The 16,950-nt window shown below is 68.5% G+C and carries 21 protein-coding genes and 5 pseudogenes; 10 read left to right on the top strand and 16 right to left on the bottom strand.

Translation table 11 applies throughout. The annotated features are described in order from the left end of the window. Positions 1-89 precede the first annotated feature (89 nt). The gene (locus ACZ5ID_RS34155; RefSeq protein WP_468905919.1) at positions 90-296 is read left to right on the top strand and encodes a hypothetical protein; all 207 of its coding nucleotides are present in this window, start codon (positions 90-92) and stop codon (positions 294-296) included. 232 nt (positions 297-528) lie between these two features. After that, complete coding sequence (locus tag ACZ5ID_RS34160; RefSeq protein ID WP_468905921.1) at positions 529-693, top strand: hypothetical protein; 165 nt, start codon at positions 529-531, stop codon at positions 691-693. 324 nt (positions 694-1,017) lie between these two features. Here ACZ5ID_RS34160 and ACZ5ID_RS34165 read toward each other — a convergent pair whose 3' ends face one another. From ACZ5ID_RS34165 to ACZ5ID_RS34175, 3 genes are all read right to left on the bottom strand, one after another. Then, entirely contained in the window at positions 1,018-1,344 is a 327-nt protein-coding gene (locus ACZ5ID_RS34165) for a hypothetical protein (RefSeq protein WP_468905924.1), read from the bottom strand. Between the two features lie 265 nt (positions 1,345-1,609). Beyond that, positions 1,610-2,050 (bottom strand): hypothetical protein, encoded by a 441-nt coding sequence (locus ACZ5ID_RS34170; protein WP_468905927.1) that lies wholly within the window; start codon positions 2,048-2,050, stop codon positions 1,610-1,612. Between the two features lie 346 nt (positions 2,051-2,396). Next, positions 2,397-2,924, bottom strand: a complete 528-nt coding sequence (locus ACZ5ID_RS34175) for a MarR family winged helix-turn-helix transcriptional regulator (protein ID WP_468905929.1) — start codon at positions 2,922-2,924, stop codon at positions 2,397-2,399. A gap of 223 nt (positions 2,925-3,147) precedes the next feature. Between ACZ5ID_RS34175 and ACZ5ID_RS34180 the strand changes: the two genes are divergently transcribed. Both ACZ5ID_RS34180 and ACZ5ID_RS34185 read left to right on the top strand, forming a co-directional pair. Beyond that, a complete protein-coding gene (locus ACZ5ID_RS34180) occupies positions 3,148-4,218 on the top strand; it encodes an alkene reductase (RefSeq protein WP_468905931.1) in 1,071 nt (356 codons plus the stop codon). A 108-nt stretch (positions 4,219-4,326) separates the two neighbouring features. Further along, the gene (locus ACZ5ID_RS34185) at positions 4,327-5,199 is read left to right on the top strand and encodes an LLM class flavin-dependent oxidoreductase (RefSeq protein WP_468905934.1); all 873 of its coding nucleotides are present in this window, start codon (positions 4,327-4,329) and stop codon (positions 5,197-5,199) included. 324 nt (positions 5,200-5,523) lie between these two features. On the opposite strand, the gene ACZ5ID_RS34190 is transcribed toward ACZ5ID_RS34185, so the two are convergent. Beyond that, entirely contained in the window at positions 5,524-6,465 is a 942-nt protein-coding gene (locus tag ACZ5ID_RS34190; protein ID WP_468905937.1) for an ABC-2 transporter permease, read from the bottom strand. Positions 6,466-6,670: 205 nt separating this feature from the next. On the opposite strand from ACZ5ID_RS34190, the gene ACZ5ID_RS34195 reads away from it, so the two are divergent. The 3 genes and pseudogenes from ACZ5ID_RS34195 to ACZ5ID_RS34205 all read left to right on the top strand — a co-directional run bounded on the left by ACZ5ID_RS34195 (position 6,671) and on the right by ACZ5ID_RS34205 (position 8,332). Beyond that, entirely contained in the window at positions 6,671-7,141 is a 471-nt protein-coding gene (locus ACZ5ID_RS34195) for a MarR family winged helix-turn-helix transcriptional regulator (RefSeq protein ID WP_468905939.1), read from the top strand. A gap of 12 nt (positions 7,142-7,153) precedes the next feature. Next, positions 7,154-7,358: pseudogene (locus tag ACZ5ID_RS34200) on the top strand (MarR family transcriptional regulator); the annotation flags it as partial. Positions 7,359-7,579: 221 nt separating this feature from the next. Beyond that, positions 7,580-8,332 (top strand): NAD-dependent epimerase/dehydratase family protein, encoded by a 753-nt coding sequence (locus ACZ5ID_RS34205; protein ID WP_468905942.1) that lies wholly within the window; start codon positions 7,580-7,582, stop codon positions 8,330-8,332. A 306-nt stretch (positions 8,333-8,638) separates the two neighbouring features. Here ACZ5ID_RS34205 and ACZ5ID_RS34210 read toward each other — a convergent pair whose 3' ends face one another. The 3 genes and pseudogenes from ACZ5ID_RS34210 to ACZ5ID_RS34220 all read right to left on the bottom strand — a co-directional run bounded on the left by ACZ5ID_RS34210 (position 8,639) and on the right by ACZ5ID_RS34220 (position 10,112). Then, positions 8,639-9,124 carry a peptidase inhibitor family I36 protein gene (locus ACZ5ID_RS34210; RefSeq protein WP_468905944.1) on the bottom strand — a complete coding sequence of 162 codons (486 nt, stop codon included), beginning with the start codon at positions 9,122-9,124 and terminating at the stop codon, positions 8,639-8,641. A gap of 291 nt (positions 9,125-9,415) precedes the next feature. Next, a pseudogene (locus tag ACZ5ID_RS34215) lies at positions 9,416-9,760 on the bottom strand (helix-turn-helix domain-containing protein); the annotation flags it as partial. Between the two features lie 7 nt (positions 9,761-9,767). Next, positions 9,768-10,112 carry a hypothetical protein gene (locus tag ACZ5ID_RS34220; protein ID WP_468905948.1) on the bottom strand — a complete coding sequence of 115 codons (345 nt, stop codon included), beginning with the start codon at positions 10,110-10,112 and terminating at the stop codon, positions 9,768-9,770. Between the two features lie 311 nt (positions 10,113-10,423). Here ACZ5ID_RS34220 and ACZ5ID_RS34225 point away from each other — a divergent pair, with 311 nt between their 5' ends. Beyond that, on the top strand, positions 10,424-10,636 hold the full coding sequence (locus tag ACZ5ID_RS34225; RefSeq protein WP_468905951.1) for a cold-shock protein: 213 nt from the start codon (positions 10,424-10,426) through the stop codon (positions 10,634-10,636). Positions 10,637-10,717: 81 nt separating this feature from the next. Here the strand turns inward: ACZ5ID_RS34225 and ACZ5ID_RS34230 are convergent, their stop codons facing one another. Next, entirely contained in the window at positions 10,718-10,885 is a 168-nt protein-coding gene (locus ACZ5ID_RS34230) for a DUF6233 domain-containing protein (protein WP_468905953.1), read from the bottom strand. A 192-nt stretch (positions 10,886-11,077) separates the two neighbouring features. Between ACZ5ID_RS34230 and ACZ5ID_RS34235 the strand changes: the two genes are divergently transcribed. Beyond that, positions 11,078-11,632, top strand: coding sequence for a hypothetical protein (locus ACZ5ID_RS34235; protein ID WP_468905956.1), 555 nt, complete (start codon positions 11,078-11,080; stop codon positions 11,630-11,632). A 419-nt stretch (positions 11,633-12,051) separates the two neighbouring features. Here ACZ5ID_RS34235 and ACZ5ID_RS34240 read toward each other — a convergent pair whose 3' ends face one another. From ACZ5ID_RS34240 to ACZ5ID_RS34275, 8 genes and pseudogenes are all read right to left on the bottom strand, one after another. Then, complete coding sequence (locus ACZ5ID_RS34240) at positions 12,052-12,702, bottom strand: HAD family hydrolase (RefSeq protein WP_468905958.1); 651 nt, start codon at positions 12,700-12,702, stop codon at positions 12,052-12,054. A gap of 250 nt (positions 12,703-12,952) precedes the next feature. Continuing rightward, positions 12,953-13,315 carry a transposase gene (locus ACZ5ID_RS34245; RefSeq protein WP_468905961.1) on the bottom strand — a complete coding sequence of 121 codons (363 nt, stop codon included), beginning with the start codon at positions 13,313-13,315 and terminating at the stop codon, positions 12,953-12,955. Between the two features lie 150 nt (positions 13,316-13,465). Beyond that, positions 13,466-13,912 carry an ISL3 family transposase gene (locus ACZ5ID_RS34250; RefSeq protein WP_468905963.1) on the bottom strand — a complete coding sequence of 149 codons (447 nt, stop codon included), beginning with the start codon at positions 13,910-13,912 and terminating at the stop codon, positions 13,466-13,468. Between the two features lie 193 nt (positions 13,913-14,105). Then, a pseudogene (locus tag ACZ5ID_RS34255) lies at positions 14,106-14,369 on the bottom strand (tetratricopeptide repeat protein); the annotation flags it as partial. Positions 14,370-14,387: 18 nt separating this feature from the next. Continuing rightward, a complete protein-coding gene (locus tag ACZ5ID_RS34260) occupies positions 14,388-14,903 on the bottom strand; it encodes a hypothetical protein (RefSeq protein ID WP_468905966.1) in 516 nt (171 codons plus the stop codon). Between the two features lie 381 nt (positions 14,904-15,284). Next, positions 15,285-15,644, bottom strand: coding sequence for an ImmA/IrrE family metallo-endopeptidase (locus tag ACZ5ID_RS34265; RefSeq protein ID WP_468905969.1), 360 nt, complete (start codon positions 15,642-15,644; stop codon positions 15,285-15,287). Between the two features lie 104 nt (positions 15,645-15,748). After that, positions 15,749-15,832, bottom strand: a pseudogene (locus ACZ5ID_RS34270) (MOSC domain-containing protein); the annotation flags it as partial. Between the two features lie 121 nt (positions 15,833-15,953). Next, positions 15,954-16,068 (bottom strand): annotated as a pseudogene (locus ACZ5ID_RS34275) (Hsp20 family protein); the annotation flags it as partial. Between the two features lie 154 nt (positions 16,069-16,222). On the opposite strand from ACZ5ID_RS34275, the gene ACZ5ID_RS34280 reads away from it, so the two are divergent. Next, the gene (locus ACZ5ID_RS34280; RefSeq protein WP_468905972.1) at positions 16,223-16,867 is read left to right on the top strand and encodes a type III effector protein; all 645 of its coding nucleotides are present in this window, start codon (positions 16,223-16,225) and stop codon (positions 16,865-16,867) included. The last annotated feature ends 83 nt before the right edge of the window (positions 16,868-16,950 follow it).

Here is a 16,950-nt window from a genome sequence, read left to right on the forward strand (position 1 = left end):
CTTGCGGACGTACCACCACCGTCTCAGGCACCACCCGCCGGAACAACTCCCACAACTCATCCGGCACCAACCGCTCAGCAAGACTCGCCATGCCCAGCACAACGACCCGCGCCCCCAAAGGAAACGGTGTCTATGTGCCCGAGGTCGACGGCCGCCCCGTCCAGCTGCGCAAGCGGCTGTATGCCGTCCGCGACCGCTACCCCGGATACCCGCAAGAACTCCAGGCGCTTTTGCACGAGCTCGGCCTGCCCTGGGTGAAAGTCGAGACGTGCCAGAGGAGTTCATTCGTCGGGTGAGGGCTTTTCGTATTCCGCCACGCGCCCTCTGCGCTTTCGGTACCGTCTTGCTCCGTACGTGAACAGGCCGAGGAGTTCAAGGCCTTGTTCGCCCCTGCGTTGCGGGGGCCGGGCGTTCCCTTCGGGGAGTGCCCGGCTCACGTTTCCAGGAGCGACACAAGGGAGCTCCACGTCCCCCAGGAGAGGGGCAGCGGCATGGGCACGTCCAGCGCTCAGAGCCCGTTAGAACCACGTGACGCAGGAAGGATTGACGCTGCGCCGGCTGATCCGCCGGGCGCGGGGGTGGCTTTCGAGGCCATGCCGCAGGCGCCATGGGTGGCAGCAGCTGAAGGAGCTGGTCGAACTGGCCGCGGGTGCCGCAGCGATCGTCCAGGTGGTCCTCCTGTTCTGGCGCTGACGCTCTGAGCATCCAAGGAGCCGCCCGGGGTATTACTAGTACCCCGGGCGGCTTCTTGGCTGCCCACCGCGTCCACCGGGCACCCTGTCCGCCGCTCCCCGCATTATGTCTCCGCATTTATAACCTGCGAGGCTAATAATGCGTCTGCCTCAATATATCTGGCAGATTATTACGTCGCGTTAGTGTCGCTGAAGTCTTCTCAGACTGACTATACCGATGTGAGCTGGCGCTGGAGGCGCTTCCGAAAATCCGGAAGCAGTTCCGCACGAGGGTCGGCCGCGTCCTGACGCTTCACCCATATGGGTGATGGAGAACCGAATTGCGTCACCCATATGGCCGTACGCGGGCGAAACAGCACCCAACCCTCCAGGTCACGGGATGATTGTCGCCCTGCCCATTGGAGAGGACGAACCCGTCGCTGGACCCCGCCGTTCCGGGGTCCACAGCATGCTCGCCGGGATCACCCTCGTCTTCGAGCCGCACCACCATCGCTCGCTCGGCGTTCGTCACGGAGGCCAGCAACCGTCCAGACGAACTGGTCAGCCACGTCTCAAGCTGCCCGCTGTCGATCCTCGACTGAAGAGCCTCCACCACCCCCGCCGACGACACAGCGACAGGGCTGTCGTCATCGATCATCCAAGTCTCGATCACGAGCACGACGATCTCACGGACGGATCCAAGAGACAGGCACCCCGTCGACGCCCGCGAGGGCGCACTGCGCTCCGATCACGCGGTCCGCGCCCAGCTTCCCGTCCTGCTCGACCTGACCGACGACGGCCAGTTCATCGAGAACAGCTGGACGGCTCCCCGCACCCCCGGCACAACCGCGGCCCGTTGTCGCGGTCCTCAACCACGACCAGCCGCAGACGCACAGTCCTTTGCTGAACTTTGTCACGCAAGGCACCGATACAACTCATCAGAGCCCTGTGTCGTCAGCTCGGGTCGGCAAGCGCCAGGCAGGATCTGTGTAGTTGTCCCACCACCGGTCCGCGACGGCTCGGGCCAGTTCCGCGTCGTACTGTTCCGCGTCGAAGTGGAGATCAAGCGGCACGTGATCCTGGTACGGCCCTTCCCAGTCGGACCAGACCACGAGCCTGCCGCAGCGTTGCACGACAGCGGTCAGGAACCCACAGCAGCCGCCGGTGCACTCGGGTTCGCCCAGCCTGAGGCGGCGGGCTTCGTGGGTAGCCGTGAGCGGACTGGGCCAGTCCCTCTGCAGCACGTGCGCGGCAAACGGTCCACGCCCGCCCTCGTCGACCGCTGCCTCCACCACGTCGCGGCCGTCCACCAAGAACCGCACCTGACACGCCCACCGGGACCCCGGCGGCAACACGGTTATCTCCAGTCGATTGAACACAAGCCCACCCTAAGCGGATGCTGGTCGACGCTGACCTCCGTCACGGTCGAGCCCACCGATCGTCGCCCTCCATGAAAGGCCCTCCCGCCGCGATTCACCTACGACCTGCATGGACTGGCCCACTCAACTCGTCATGCAAGGACGCTGGCGGACCACGAACGCGCTGTCCGCCGATCAGGGATGGGCCCGCCCAGCGCGTCGCCCGCCAGGTCCTCGTCGCGGAACTGGGCGCATGGTCACGGCCCCTCCCCCGGATCACTGTGAGCAGCTCATGGGCCCGTGCGGCCGGGCTGACAAGACCTGGCAGCGGGAACATCTGCTCTCTGGAGAGTCGCCCGGGCGCTGTCTACTCCTCAAGCGCGGCCGCGCTCCGGGCCAGGTTGTGCTCCAGTCGCTGCAGCACGTCCAGAGTTGTGGTGCGCTCGTCGGCGCTGAGATCGCCGGTAGCGGCGGCTTCGAGTTCCGCCCAGGTCCGTTCGACTTCCCGGCGCAGGGCGAGGCTGGCAGGGGTGGGTTCGACGATGACGGCTCGCTTGTCGGTGGGCGAGGGGCTGCGGCGTACGAAGCCGGCGTTCTCGAGGCGCTGGACGGTGCGGGTCATGGTGGCGGCGTCGGAGTCGATCAGACGTACGAGGTCGGTCTGTCGTTGGGGACCGAGTTCCCACAGCTGCATCATCACCAGTTCCTGGCCGGGATACAGCCCGACGCGGCGCAGGAGCTGCCCGGCGATCATGCGGTGCAGGCGGGCCACGCGGAAGATGGCGTGGCTGATCGGGCCCGCGTGGGCGGATGCCGGCACCGGCACGGTCGCCGCGCTCACCGCCGCCGCGCCTGCCGCCCGGACGTCGGCCTCATCAGAAGGCGGATGTGTCATGACTACGCACTCCCCTCAAGGGAACTTGCCCGAGCAGTAACACGCCTAGCGTGCCATGACAGAGCCAACTCTTCTTCGATACCTCGTCGCACCTGCGCTTATGCGGTGTGATGCGGGTCACTACAACCCCGGGGAATCCCCGCCTCCGTGTTTTAGTTGTTCGGACAGTAAATGCGTCGGGGTCGTGGATCGGCCCGGGCGCCCCCCCTGGTGAAGGAACGACATGACTGCTGCATTCGACCCGATCGACCTGGGATCCGTGCGACTGGCCAACCGGGTCGCCATGGCGCCGATGACCCGCAGCCGGGCCTACGGCCCCGGTGCGAGCGCGACGCCCGCGATGGCGACCTACTACGCGCAGCGGGCGGGCGCCGGGCTGATCATCACCGAGGGCACCCAGCCCTCCGCGGTCGGTCAGGGCTATCCCGACACTCCGGGCCTGCACTCCGAGGAGCAGGTGGCGGCTTGGCGGAAGGTGACCGAGGCAGTTCACCGTGAGGGCGGCGTGATCTTCGCCCAGCTGATGCACACCGGCCGCATCAGCCACCCCGCTCTGCTGCCCGGCGGACTGCATCCCGTGGCACCTTCGCCGGTGGCAGCCAGGGGGAAGGTGTTCACCCATGAGGGGCCCAAGGACTTCGTCACTCCCAAGGAGCTCAGTGAGGCCGAGATCAGCGCAACCATCGCTGACTTCGCAGCCGCGGCACGCAATGCGATAGCCGCGGGCTTCGACGGAGTGGAGATCCACGGTGCGAACGGATATCTGATCCACCAGTTCCTCGCCCCCAACACCAACCAGCGTGCCGACGGCTGGGGCGGCTCCGTCGAGGGCCGCATCCGCTTCGCAGTCGAGGTTGCCGCCGCCGTGGCCGAGGCGGTCGGAGGCGAAAGGGTCGGCTTGCGCATCTCGCCCGGCAACCCCTACAACGACATCGCCGAGGACGACCTTGCCGAGACCTACGCGGCGCTGGTCAAGCAGCTGGCCCCGCTGAACCTGGCCTACCTGCACATGCTCGAAGGCCCGCACCGCACCCTCACGCTCCAGCTGCGCAAGGAATGGCAGGCCGCCTTCATCCTCAACCCCTTCACTCACCCCGACACCACCGGCCCCAACGCGCTGGAACTGATCGAGGACGGCACGGCAGACATGATCGCCTTCGGCGCGCTGTTCCTGGCCAACCCCGACCTGCCCGCCCGCCTCGCCGCGAACGGCCCCTACAACACCCCCGACCCCGCCACCTTCTACGGCGGCGACGAGCGCGGCTACACCGACTACCCCACCCTCACCGCCTGACGTGTCAAACACACAGCGGAGTCCCTGCGGCTCCTAATGTGCTTTGCCGACCCATGGAAAGTCCCTGCCGGGCGTGCCGGGCCGGGATGCAGAGGGAGGGTGCAACCGATGGCACTGCCTGTCTTGTTCGGCGCCAACGTCGACCCCTCGTGGGCCGAGGCGGGCCAGCCGCTTCGGCTGGCGACGCAAGCGGAGCGTGACGGCCTGGACCTGATCACCGTCCAGGACCATCCGTACCAGAGCGCCCACTACGACACCTGGACCCTTATGTCGTTCCTCGCGGCGGCCACCGAGCGGGTGACACTCGTCCCCACGGTGGCGAATCTGCCGCTGCGGCCGCCAGCGATGCTGGCCAAGGCTGCCGCGAGTTTCGACGTCCTCTCCGGGGGCCGCCTGCGGCTGGGACTGGGGGCAGGAGCCTTCTGGGAGGCGATCGAGGCAATGGGCGGACCCCGTCGGGGCAAGAGGGAGGCCGTCGACGCTCTCGAGGAGGCCATCGAGGTCATGCGTGCGATGTGGAGCGGGCAGCGCTCGGCCAGAGCGGGCGGCGCCCACTACCGCGTCGCGGGAGTGCACCCCGGCCCCACGCCGTCGCCGGCGCTGGATATCTGGCTGGGCTCCTACGGCCCTCGCATGCTGGCACTGACCGGCGCCAAGGCCGAGGGCTGGCTGCCTTCCCTGGCCTACCTGGGCCTGGAAGGCCTTGCGGAGGCGACCGCCAGAATCGACGACGCCGCCCAAGGCGCCGGACGCGACCCCGGCCACATCCGCAAGGTCTACAACCTCGGCGGCCTGATCACTCCCACCAAGCGCGGCGACTTCCACGGCCCCGCCGGCCAGTGGATCGACCAGATCGTCTCCCTGGCAACGGAGCGGGGGATGAACGGCTTCGTGTACTGGCCCAGCGAGGACCACGGACGCCAGCTGGCCCTCTTCGCCCACGAAGTCGTCCCCGCCGCACGCTCAGCACTCTCCCCCTGACCGACAGACCGCAGGTCAAGTGCCTCACCCTGCCGCAGGAGTAGGGCCCCGACCTGCTTGACTGCTCACCACAAGGAGCCCTCTGCAACCGTGGTCCTGGCGTGCGATGTTCCTGCTCAACGTCGCACTCGCACTGGCAGCGTTCGTCGGCACGCTCGTTTTCGTGCCGGAGTCCTCCGAGGCCGATCCGCCGGCAGTGGACGCGGCCGGAGCGGTCCTGGTGGCCGTCCCGCGCCCTTCCATCCTGCCCCGGGAGCGTGAGCAGGCCCCGCGACCATCAGCAGGATCGCGGGGCCGCCGCCGAGGGAGGACCGGCCGGATTCTTTACGGGGTGTGCGGCCGATTCTTGCGGGCGCCGCGCAGATCGCGCAGGTAGAGCAGGGCCACGCACGCGATGAACCACGCGGCCAGGACGGCGAGGCCGGACCACAGGCCGTCATTGTGGAAGTAGGACATCCCCTGCAGGGCGCGCACCCCCGCGCCGACGGGCAGCACGCCAGAGAGCGGGTGCAGCCAGTCGGGCAGGTAGGAGGCGGGCATGACCCCGCCGCTGGTGGCGTTGCCGAAGATGAGCAGAACGACCGAGGCGATGGCGGCGCCGGCGGATCCGGTCCATTTCACGATGGCCATGGTCGCGCCGCCCGCTGCCATGGCCATCAGGGCGGTCACCACAGCAGTGCCGGCGAAGGGGCCGGGAAGGGCGCCGAAGCCGGTGTCGCCGGCCAGGAGGGCAACGATGATGCCCCCGAGGGCCCCGAAGAGGGTGAGACTGGCGATGCGCTGGCGAAAACGCAGGGCCGGTGCGGCCTGGTAGGTCATCATGCCGAACAGGTAGCCGGCCAGGACCAGGCCGAACGCGGCGTAGAAGACCGACAGGCCACGGGTGTCGCCGGTGGACACCGCGAGGATGTCCTGGGCGGCCGGGGGCGGGCCCACCTCGGGGCCGGCTTGGGCGAAGGCGGCGGTGAGGGTGGCTGTCACAGAAGGGCCGTTGGCACCTGCGTACAACAGCTTGCCCCTCCCCGCGCCGCGGTCGGGAACGTAGGCGGCGTAGACCTCACGGCGCTCGACCGCCTCGCGGGCCGCTGCTTCGTCACCGTAGGGCCGCACGTCAAAACCGCCAGATATGGCGTGTTCCAGGCCGGCTTCCAGCCGGTGCGCCTCTGCCGCGGTACCGACCACCGCGACGGGCAGGTCATGCGGACGGGGGGCGTGAAACGCGGCGAGGTACACGCTTACGAAGATCGTCCCGATGGTGAGCACCACGGCGACGGGAAGCAGCACACCTTTGAGACCGGAACGAGGATGGGGCTCCGGGGCGGGGTCGGTTATGTCGCCGTGGGCGGCCGGCAAGACGTCGGCCGGGCGGAGTGGGGTCGGGGCTGGCATGAGGGAAGACCGTCCAGAAGTTGTAAGCTGCCTGATAACAAGAGCAGTAAAACATAAGTTGCCTTACAAGTCGGGGAGCCACGTGCACGACAAGCCCATCCACACCGGTTACCTGGCCTGGCACTTCGCCCAGGCCATGGGCACCCGCCTGGAGAAGGAACTGCGCACACTCGAGCTCAACCTCGCGCAGTACAACGCCCTCCAGCACGCCGATAGCCAACCCGGCATCTCCAGCGCCGACGCCGCCCGCCACGCCGGCATCACCGCCCAGTCCATGGGCTCCGCCGTGGGCAGCCTCACCGAACGCGGCCTGATCACGCGCTCGCCCCACCCCACCAACCGTCGCGTCCTGTGCCTGCACATCACCCCCGACGGCTCCCGCCTGCTCACACGGGCCAGCGCTGTCGTCCGGCACGTCAACGAAGAGGCCCTGGCCATCCTCGAACCCCAGGAACAAGCTGACGTCCACCGCCTCCTCCACCGCCTGGTCACCCACCTCAACCCCGGTGCCCTGCCCCCCACCCCAGTCCCCAAGGCAACACCCGGCCCGTAAAGCCACCACGCCCTGCCCCGCCCGCACCACCTGCACCCTCCTCCTGCCCGCCGTGCGGGCCACTACCGAGGCCACGCGATCTTCCGCGTCGCCCGACTGCACCGCACGTGCCGGCCAGCTGCTGCGCCGCGTCGGCCTGCACCCGGGCCAGGAACTGGTGATGATGCAACTACGGGAACTCGGACCGCAGCGCCAGGCCGATCTCGTCCGCCTCCTCTGACGCTGAACCTGGACCGTCTGCCATCGAAGTTGGATCGTCGGCGGCGCTCCCAGAGGTCCCCGTGTCTCGCGCAAGAGATAAGGGGAGTTCCGCGGGTTCCCCACCGCCTTGCTGAGTGGATCAACGGGAGCGAAGATGCCCGGGTTGTCGAAATAAGGGGAGACGCAGTGACTCTGGGAACGGTGGCAGTAACGGGAGCGGCGGGCACCATTGGTTCCATGGCGCGGGAGGCGCTGCGGGGCGCGGCGGAGCGGTTGATCCTGCTCGACCGCGTGCCGCTCCGCCCAGAGGCCGAGAACGAGGACGTGCACGCCGTGGACCTGCGGGACGCCGCCGCTGTGGAGTCGGCCTTGACGGGAGCTGACCGGGTGCTCCACCTGGGCGGCGTGCCCGACGAGGCGCCCCTCCCCGATCTGCTCGAAACCAATGTGCTGGGCACGCACCATGTCCTGGAGGGTGCGCGGCGCATAGGAATCGAGCGGGTGGTGCTGGCCAGCAGCAATCGCGTCACCGGCTTCTACCCCGCCGCGCACCTCACCAGCCCCCAGGAGCCGGTACGCCCCGACGGCCTCTACGGGGTGAGCAAAGCCGCCGTCGAAGCACTCGGACAGCTATATGCCGACAAGTTCGGCCTGTCCGTCGTCTGCCTGCGCATCGGCAGCTTCGAGCATCTGCCTACCGAGCCCCGACACCTGGCGACCTGGTTGAGCCCGCGCGACGCTGTCGGCTACCTGCGGGCCGCCCTGGTCGCACCCTCCTCCATCCGCTTCACCACGGCATACGCCGTTTCCAACAACACCCGCCGCTTCTGGGCCCTGCCCGACCCGGCGGAACTGGCCTACACGCCTGTCGACAACGCCGAACTTCATGCCGCAGGCATTCCTGCGGCGGACTTCCCGGAAGACCCGGCCGCGCCCCAGGCCGGTCCGTACGCCCTACCGCAATTCACCCTCAGGCACCTTCGGCCATGACACCCATATCCACCGTCGGGATGCGTGACGGCAGCAGTTCCGCTGTCGGGTCGTAGCGGTCCGACTTCGGTGGCAAACGGTCCAGCTTCAGTGTCAAAGGGCACGAAGGTGTGACGGCGCAGGCTTGTCTGCGCGGGACGGAAAACAGGCTGCGACATGGACGGTGCCGGAGCCGATGCTGAATGGCCGGTCCACCGCCGGCCGGGCACGGGGCCGGTGCCCCCGTGCCCGGCCGGCGTGGACGAGCCCTGCCCCGCTGCTCCCTCGACCAGTTGGTCCCGCGTGTGACGTGGGCGGACCGGCTGCTTATAGCCCCCTGGCGGCGTAGTCGTATTGGTCGTTGTAGCGGACGTAGGACTTGCGGCCCTCGAACGGCTCGAACCAGTCAGGCTGGAAGTCCTTGGCGGCCTTGAGGAAGTAGTTGCGGTCCGGGCATCCGCCGCGAGCCCAGAAGGAGGACACCTTGTTCCTCCAGTACGCGGTGAATTTGAACTTCTTGCAGTGGTCCGCGGTGGTGCTCCACTGGGCCATGGCGCCGCGGAAGTCATTGTGCTCCCATACGCAGTAGTACCCGTTGCGGCAGGACGCGGCGGTCGCGGACATCAGAACGCGGACGTGACCGTTCTCGTAGGAGATCTCGTTATCGCTGACCCTGGTGCCGTTGGGTACCGCCTTCATGTAGGCGTCGACCCTCGCGGAGGCCGTGGCGGCTTCGGCGGGTAAGGCGGTGAGCCCACCGGTGAGCAGGGTGGCGGTACTGAGAGTGATTGCGGCCTTATGCAAAGCCCTCATGTGGGGTCTCCTCCCGTTGTGAGGCGGGGTTTTGCGTGCGTACCCCACGCTAGGAGCAACGGCGTGGGAGAGGCATCCACCCCCTGGTGGCAACCGCGCCTCGAACCAGCGTGGCAGCCCGCGTTACGGCATACCGCGAGGGTTTACTCACCGGCGGTACAACCGCCGGATACCGGTGTAGGTGCTCCCCAGCTCTCCCCCGTCAACGGCCGGCCTCTTTCGACAGGGCCGCGGTTCGAGGGTGGCTTCGAAGCCGCCGCGATCAGCGGGCGGCCCGTACGGTCAGGAGCTCTGGGTGGGGACCAGAGTGCCGTCCACGATGAGCACGGCGTCCTTCGCGAACCGCTTGCGGGGCTGGAGCGCGAGTAGCGGCCCGAGATGGTCGATGATCCGGTCAGCCGCCGACTTCGACACCCCGAACAGCGGCGCAAGCTGCCGCATGGTCAGGTTTGTGCGCCAGCAGGCTGCGACCAGCAGGGCCCTGTCCTCCAGCGGAAGGCTCCAGGGCCGGCCCCTGCGAACCGCGTCCGCACCCTCGCGCCGCAACACCGTCACCAGCTTCGTGAAGGCACGCGGGCTCAGCCCGGAGAACGGGGCTGTCCAGGAAGGCTCCGACGCCGTGATCACACCAGTCACTGCGTGATCATTCCGCTGCTTCAGGTTCCCCCTGCTCGAACGCAATGCGACAGCGTTCTACCTGGTCGGCCACCTGCTCCATGTACCAGCGCATAACCTCGAAGGGGACGACGCGCTCGTCAGGGCTCCAGACCCGGAGGGTCGGTTGCAGATCCGGGTCCTCGTCCGGGACATGTGTCACCAAGAAGGCAGCGCCGGGCAAGTGGGTCACCGCGGCGTCGGGGTTCTCGGCCTCCTCAACCGACGCCGGCCTAGCTTCGCTCAGTTCCACGGACCAGGCGTCGTCAGACAAGGCGTAGTGGAACAGGACGGCGTAGTGGCGACCTGCGTGTTCCTTGAGCTCCCATGGCATGTCGGCAGGCTGCCACAGATGCCCTTTCGGAGGCTCGCAGGGATCCCGGGTCTCACCTATGAACGCGCCCGGAGGGCGCCCGCGATGCACCCGCAGGGTCCGCCAGGGCCCTTAGGGCGGCCTCGGGGCGCCGTGTCGCAGCCTGGCCACCGCCACAGAAATACGGGGCCCGCAGGGCCCGTTGAGCGCGTGCTGCGCCCTGCCCTCCCGGTGCTGCCGTAGCTCGTTTGCGAGATCCTGAGTGCGACCCGAGTCCGCATGCCACGATCCCATGGGCAGCGCTGGGCCGCCACGCAACCTTGGGAGTGGACATGTCCAACCGGCAGAGCGGCACAGTGAAGTGGTTCAACGACGAGAAGGGGTTCGGCTTCATCACTCCGGACGGGGGCGGTGACGACCTCTTCGTGCACTTCAAGGCCATCGAGTCCGCGGGGTTCAAGTCCCTGAAGGAAGGCCAGGCCGTCTCATCCGTCGCTGAGCGGGGCCAGAAGGGCATGCAGGCGGAGCAGGGCCGCCCGGAGTAACCCGCGTGCGGGCCTGTGTGTCCAGGTGGCGAGCTTCGCCACCTGGACACAGCCACATCGGCGGAGCGCCCGGTTGAGTGGTCAGCCCTGCAGGCTCAGGGCGGTGTCGTGGCGGCAGATCTGGCACGCCTCGGCGCCGCCCCCGCTCAGGGCGAACAGGGCCTGCGCCCGGGCGGCCGGTGCGCAGCGTTCGGCCCCGACGCGGGCCCCGCACTGGTCGGCGGTGGGGCTGGTTTTGGTGTGGATCATGAGGGGTCCACGGTCGATGCCCGTGCTGGACGAGCCATTCCGCCGGGGGCGGGCGCCGACCCAGTTCAGAACATGGGACCCATTTGCCTTCGGGGCGCCGCGCCGTTCGAGGAGAGAGGCGTCTCACGCCCCTGGGCATGCGGACTCTGGCGCGGCAGCCTGACTGCTGTCATCGACTGCCGGGGGGAATGCGTGTTTCTGGATCAGGTGGCCACATTGCTGGGTGTGGGAGTCGGCGCTGCTGGTTCGTACGCCACCACGATGCTCACGGAAAGGGCTCGTTGGCGCCGGACGCAAACCGAGCGCTGGCATGAGAAGAAGTTCGAGGTGTATGCGCGGTATGGCAATGCGCTGAAGGAACAGATTTGGATCACTCAGCGCATCGGTGCGACCCTGGGGTCGCTGGGGTATACGCACGTCGTCGATCCACTGGAGCCCGCTGAAGGCCTGCGTCTTCTCGCCGAAGCCGAAGCGCGCCGGGCCACACTGTGGGAGTCGGTGCTGCTGGTGGGTGACGCGACGACCGTGGCCGCGGCGCGGTCGTGGCACGAGGCAATCTGGACGCTGGGGCGGCATGCGGAAGAGCGGCGGCACGATCCGGGGGGCTGGACCCGCGATTCGCGGCAGGTCAGTCAGAAACGCGACACCTTCTACGCCTCTGCCCGACGTGACCTGGGGGTAGGCGGGCCCCCGCCTCCGTCCGGGAACTGGCCTCGTGAATGGCAGCAGGATGGGGCGGCCAACTGAACACACGAATGCCGAACCTCGGCCAGCCCCGCCGCATCGCACCCCGGCCGGGCGTGCTTTCCGCCAGGGCGCGGGTCATAGGGACGCCGCCCCCAGGGCGGCGCGAGAGTCCGGTGGACGGGGGGTATGGCCGCCAGTGCTGCGGGCGACCTGATCGCCACCGCCGAGCCGCAGTGAACCCTGTCCATGGAAACCTCCGGGCATCTCAGACAGCATCTCCCGTTGACACGCCGTAGGCATCTTGCTCCATGCCGCCCTGTGGGCGTACTCGTCGACGATGCTCAACCGATGGCGGGGCCGGGCTCCCGGCCGCGGTGCGTGCCGGGCTGATGCGGGCTGTGCGCGCCGTACGGGCTATACGCGCTGGGGGTGCTGGTGGGAGCCATGGTCAATTCTTGTGGATGGGACGGTTCAGGTGGCTACCGCTCCGCGATGAGTGTCGGCAGTTTGCGCATGTCGTAGAAGACGGTGGTGTTGGGGCCTTCGAGTCGTTCAGCCGGGGTGAGCCCGCCTGCATAGCCGAAAGATCGCATGCCGGCGGCGCGGGCAGCGCGGACTCCGGGCTGGCTGTCCTCGATCACCACGCAGCCTGCGGGATCGACGCCCATCTGTCGGGCTGCGTGCAGGAACAGGTCCGGGGCGGGCTTGCCGTGAGAGACCTCAGATGCGCTGAAGATGCGGCCCGCGAAGCGTTCGTAGAGTCCGGTACGGCCGAGGGTGTGCCGCATCTTGTCGTGGGAGCCGCTGGAGGCGACGCAGGTCGGCAGGGTGAGTGCGTCGAGGGCTTCTGTCAGGCCCTCGACCGGGGAGAGCTCGGCGTCCACGGCCTCGCGGTGAAGCTGCTCGAACCTCTCCGACCACGTCGCGGCTGTGTCCTCACCGAGCTGAGCTGCGACCTGGTCGCGGATGGCAGCGTGTGAGCGCCCGATGAACCGGTCCACGACCTCATCCTCGGTCAGCGGCCAGCCCAACTCGGCTCCCAGGGCGACCTGCACGCGTGCGGCGATGCGCTCGCTGTCGACCAGCACGCCGTCGCAGTCGAATATGACGAGTTCAATGGGCTTGATCATCCCCGCAGCATAGGACCTCACCAGTCAGGCAGCCGTGCAGCCATCGAGCGTTCGACCAAGACGCCGTTGGCGGACTTGGCGCCGGAGCGGACCAGGGCGACGAGGTGGGGCACATCTGGAGGTCACGTCCGGGGCGAAGACCCAGCCCGCCGTCACCCCCAGCAGCACCCACATGGCCTTCTCGACGACATTCACGTCGGCCGGGTGACGGCGCTCATTGAATCTGGTTCTGGCCGCAGTTCCGTGAAGCTCATGGCCGGGTGAGGATGCGGATCCGGAGGAGTCGGAAGGATGCCCGGTTGCACATGCTCCTCTTGATAGTTTTCACTCTGTTCACGTTGCCTTCGACGACGCCGGAGCTCCATTCCAGGGTGAGGCCGGCGGTGACGGCGTCGAGGTCCTGGCGGAGGAAGCCGCCGAAGCCGCGAACCGGTACGGGAGCGTCCTGTTCGGCCTGGCGGATCCAGTCCATCAGCAGGTGCCCGCGGCGGTATGTGACCAGGTCGTGGAAGGTGCGGGCCAGGTCGCAGACCCGGATGATGTCCGGGCAGGCAAGCCGGACTTGGAAGGGGCGTTCGGCGTCTTTCGTGCTGAGGTCTTCCCGACGGCACATGATCCACGAGGTGATCTTCCGCGGGCTGGGGATGTCGGCGCGGACCGGCTCGGCCTTGCCGTATATCGAGGTCGGTGTCGCGGAAGCGGCGTACGGTCTTGCGGTCCAGGTGGAGGCGGCGGGCGATGGCGCTGATGGTCCAGCCGGCGTTCACGAGCCGGCAGATATCGGCGTGACGCTGTCGGGTCCGCTCCATGATCTGGGTGCGGGGCAGTTCGGCGGGCGGCAACTCGGTGATCGTGATGGGCGCCGCCGTCTCCTCCTCGGCGTGTTTCCGCAGGCAGGAGCGGTGTTGATGGCAAGTCTTCTCCACGGCCGGTTGCCGAGGTTCTGCGGCAGGTGCCAGCGGTCTGCGACCTCCAGGGCGTCCGGTGCGGCTTCCTTGATCGCTTTGCTGTAAGCGGTGGCACGGTCTCTGCAAATGATCTCGGCGCCGCGATGCGCGGTGCGCCAGGCGGCGAAGGTGTCGCACTCGCGGTCGGACAGGACGTCGACGACGCGGCCGGTTTCGACGTCGACCAGCACGGTGCCGTACCGCTTCCCCTTGCGGAAGACGAAGTCCTCGACACCGAGCACGCGCGGCGCCTGCTCGGGCACGGCCGGCTCCGTGAGCAGGCCCAGCAACCGCGTCCGGCCCGCCTTCAACCGCAGCCGTCGGCAAAGCCGTTGACCGGCACGACCACCCAGCTCGACCGCAACCGCATGCTGCCACTGCTTCAGTCCGAGGCTGGAGCGCGGTACCGCTCGCTGAGCTGGGCGACCTGCTCAACGAACGTCCGCGCTCGCAGTCCGCCAGGGTCCGTTCGTACAGCGCGGTCGCCCGGCCCAAGTCCCCCGCTGACCCGTACGCGTACGCGAGGCTGTTGCGCGAGGACAACGTGTCGGGGTGGTCCCCGCCCAGCAGTTGCTCGCTGACGGTGAGGGCGCGTTGGAAGGCACGGATCGCGGCAGCAAGTGCGCCCTGTCCGGCTCGGTAGATGGCGGCGCGGTGGAGGGCTCGGGCGGTGGGCCTACGGTGAAACAAACGCTGCACCGGCACTCCATTGAGGGCCACGCGCCGTAACGCCCGCGACTACGGCAGTCCCCCGGCAACCTTCTGGTACTCCCCCGCCTGCGCTGGGGTGAGGAGGTGGCTGACACGGATGACGCTGGCGCCGTGGACGTAGTCGTACTCGGCCAGTGCCGGCATGCTCTTAATGACGGTCTGGATGTACTTGGCCCGGGCTTGGGCTTCGTCGGGCGTGGTGAAGGTCTCGATGGCGCCGCCGCGGCTGACGTCGCCGGCGTCAAGGCCTTCGGTATCGGCCTTCTTGATTCTCGTGTCCGTGAACGTGATCTTTGACGTGTACTGGCCGGGCCTGCCGAGGAGGTGGTTCGGGTCGTTCTCGGCCGTGACGGTAGCGCCGCGCTTGGCGGTCGGGATCTTCGCGGCAAGGCTGGTGAAGACCACGCCAGCGTCTCTGGCCTTAGCTGGGCTGGACGCGGTCGACGTGGCGGCATTCGGCTCGCTATCGGGCTTGTCGTCGCTGCTGCTGCATCCGGTGGCGGCGAGCAGGACTGCGATGGCGAGGATGGTGGTGCGCTGCATGGCGTGCCCCTTGGTGTGGAGGCCGCTTAGTCCAGTACCGAACGGCTGCCAGTGGGGCTGGTGTTGCCAGTCGTAACGCGATGTCGCCCGCGCGAGTGACCGGCCCCGGACACAGCGAAGCGCCCCCGACCCGCGGTCGGGGGCGCTGTTGCACGTCTGCAGCAACAGGCGCGCGGCTGGAGCCATCAGCCAGGGGCGAGCGAGATGCCGGTGCCCGGGTCACGGTAGCGGGCCGGGGCGTGGTCGTGGCGCTCTGTCGGGGTTCTGGGGCGCGGGTGCATCAATTCACGGCCGCCCGTGGGGAGGACGTTGGCCATGAGGCTGTGTCCTGTTCCGGTCAATTGTCGCCGGCGATCCCGAGGGTGAGGAGTCGGTAGCCCATCACCATTTCGCTGACGTTGAGCTGGCGGGCAAAGGTGGCGGCGAGCTGGGTGGCCGACTCGAACTGGGTCTCGGCGGGCGCACGGCGGTCTCCGGGATCAGGAGCGCGCCGGCGAACCGATTGGCCTCGGCCTCTTCACGGTCGGTGGGCAGGCAGGCGAGGGGGCCGTGGGCGGTGCGGTCGGCGATGCTGAGGATCAGATTGCGGCTGCGGTGGAGGTGGGCGTGGCCGATGAGGTGGGCGAGCGCGAACCGCTGGCTGGCGGACGTACATTGCGGGTCGAGGCCGATGGCGAGTTGTCCGTCGCGGCGTAGGAGTATGCCGGAGAGTTCCAGGTCCCCGGGCTGACGGGCAATCATGATTCCGAGGGTCGTGGCGGCTTTCTCCAGGTCGCTGGGGAGTTCCGTGAGGCCTACCTCGCTGGCGAGGTCCTGGGCTGCCAGGTCAGCTCGGGACAACGCTCACCTGCCTCGGCCAGCGCCGAGACGGGGTGGACCTGGCGTAGATTCGGCTGGGTGGGATCCTGCGCAACGCGCGAGCGATGCTTGAAGGCGCGTCGCCGAGCCCCGGGGGGATCCCCCCAATAACGGCTTTCCCCCCACCAACCCCGCTGACGGCGATCCGATTCCCAGCAGGCGGCAGACGGCCACTTCGGGGGATACAGGGCACTGGCTGGGTGAGCACGCCCGCGTCGCAATCGGCGTTGATGTGCTCGGAATCGTGGGCGTCAGCGAGCACGATCTGGCGGGAGAAGACCTCCAGTGGCCGCTCGGACAGCTCCATCTACGGAAGATGTCGGTCCGCGTCAACGCGGTGAAAACACCCCCCAGCAGGATCAGCGCTCGCCGCCAGTGCTTCACTGCTACCGTGGGGCATGTCATCCTAAAGATGACAAGCAAAATGTCATCGACGAGATGACAGCCCGAGGGAGGTGCCCATGACCGCAGCCGACCAGCCGTCCACGACCGGCTCCGACGCCCACAGCCCGGCGTCCTTTCTCGCCGCCGCCGCTGCCCTGGCCGCCATAGACGACGCCCTGCGCGACGCCCGTCATGAGTCCCCCGACCCTGCCGGACCGAAGCCCGAGCAGGCGCTGGCCTCCCTGATGCTGCTGCGGCAGGTGCGCGAGCAGCTCGCCGACTGGGAGACCGGCCTGATCGAAACCGCCCGCGACGCGGGCGCCAGCTGGGCCGACCTCGCCCCGCCTCTCGGCGTCGCCAGCCGCCAGGCAGCCGAGCGCCGCTACCTGCGCGGCCGCCCCGGCCCGGCCGGGACCACCGGCGAACAGCGTGTGACAGCCACCCGCCAGGCCCGTGCCGCCGACCGCACCACCGCCGCCTGGGCCCGCCGCAACGCCGCCGACCTGCGCCGCCTCGCCGGACAGATCTCCTCCCTCACTCACCTCGCACCCGAAGCACGCTCGGCCCAGGCCGCCCTGGACACCGCCCTCGGCGCCACCGACGCGGCCGAGCTCATCGCGCCGTTGATCGCCATGCGCCCGCACCTCGACACCCGCCACACCGACCTCGTCACCCGTCTGGCCCGTCTGGATGACCGGCTGACCCACGGCGACGGGAGGTGACGATGCATCCCGCACTGTCCACGACCACATGAATCGGCGGCGGGCCGGTCCGACCCGACCGTGCCCAGGCGACCACGGTCCCC

The organism is Streptomyces sp. NPDC031670 (assembly GCF_055580545.1).

Bases quoted from the DNA above. Each gene is read 5' to 3' on its own strand.
- ACZ5ID_RS34155 (WP_468905919.1), top strand. From the start codon at position 90: ATGCCCAGCACAACGACCCGCGCCCCCAAAGGAAACGGTGTCTATGTG.
- ACZ5ID_RS34175 (WP_468905929.1), bottom strand. From the start codon at position 2,924: ATGACACATCCGCCTTCTGATGAGGCCGACGTCCGGGCGGCAGGCGCG.
- ACZ5ID_RS34180 (WP_468905931.1), top strand. From the start codon at position 3,148: ATGACTGCTGCATTCGACCCGATCGACCTGGGATCCGTGCGACTGGCC.
- ACZ5ID_RS34185 (WP_468905934.1), top strand. From the start codon at position 4,327: ATGGCACTGCCTGTCTTGTTCGGCGCCAACGTCGACCCCTCGTGGGCC.
- ACZ5ID_RS34205 (WP_468905942.1), top strand. From the start codon at position 7,580: ATGGCGCGGGAGGCGCTGCGGGGCGCGGCGGAGCGGTTGATCCTGCTC.
- ACZ5ID_RS34210 (WP_468905944.1), bottom strand. From the start codon at position 9,124: ATGAGGGCTTTGCATAAGGCCGCAATCACTCTCAGTACCGCCACCCTG.
- ACZ5ID_RS34220 (WP_468905948.1), bottom strand. From the start codon at position 10,112: ATGCCATGGGAGCTCAAGGAACACGCAGGTCGCCACTACGCCGTCCTG.
- ACZ5ID_RS34225 (WP_468905951.1), top strand. From the start codon at position 10,424: ATGTCCAACCGGCAGAGCGGCACAGTGAAGTGGTTCAACGACGAGAAG.
- ACZ5ID_RS34230 (WP_468905953.1), bottom strand. From the start codon at position 10,885: ATGATCCACACCAAAACCAGCCCCACCGCCGACCAGTGCGGGGCCCGC.
- ACZ5ID_RS34240 (WP_468905958.1), bottom strand. From the start codon at position 12,702: ATGATCAAGCCCATTGAACTCGTCATATTCGACTGCGACGGCGTGCTG.
- ACZ5ID_RS34245 (WP_468905961.1), bottom strand. From the start codon at position 13,315: ATGTGCCGTCGGGAAGACCTCAGCACGAAAGACGCCGAACGCCCCTTC.
- ACZ5ID_RS34260 (WP_468905966.1), bottom strand. From the start codon at position 14,903: ATGCAGCGCACCACCATCCTCGCCATCGCAGTCCTGCTCGCCGCCACC.
- ACZ5ID_RS34265 (WP_468905969.1), bottom strand. From the start codon at position 15,644: ATGATTGCCCGTCAGCCCGGGGACCTGGAACTCTCCGGCATACTCCTA.
- ACZ5ID_RS34280 (WP_468905972.1), top strand. From the start codon at position 16,223: ATGACCGCAGCCGACCAGCCGTCCACGACCGGCTCCGACGCCCACAGC.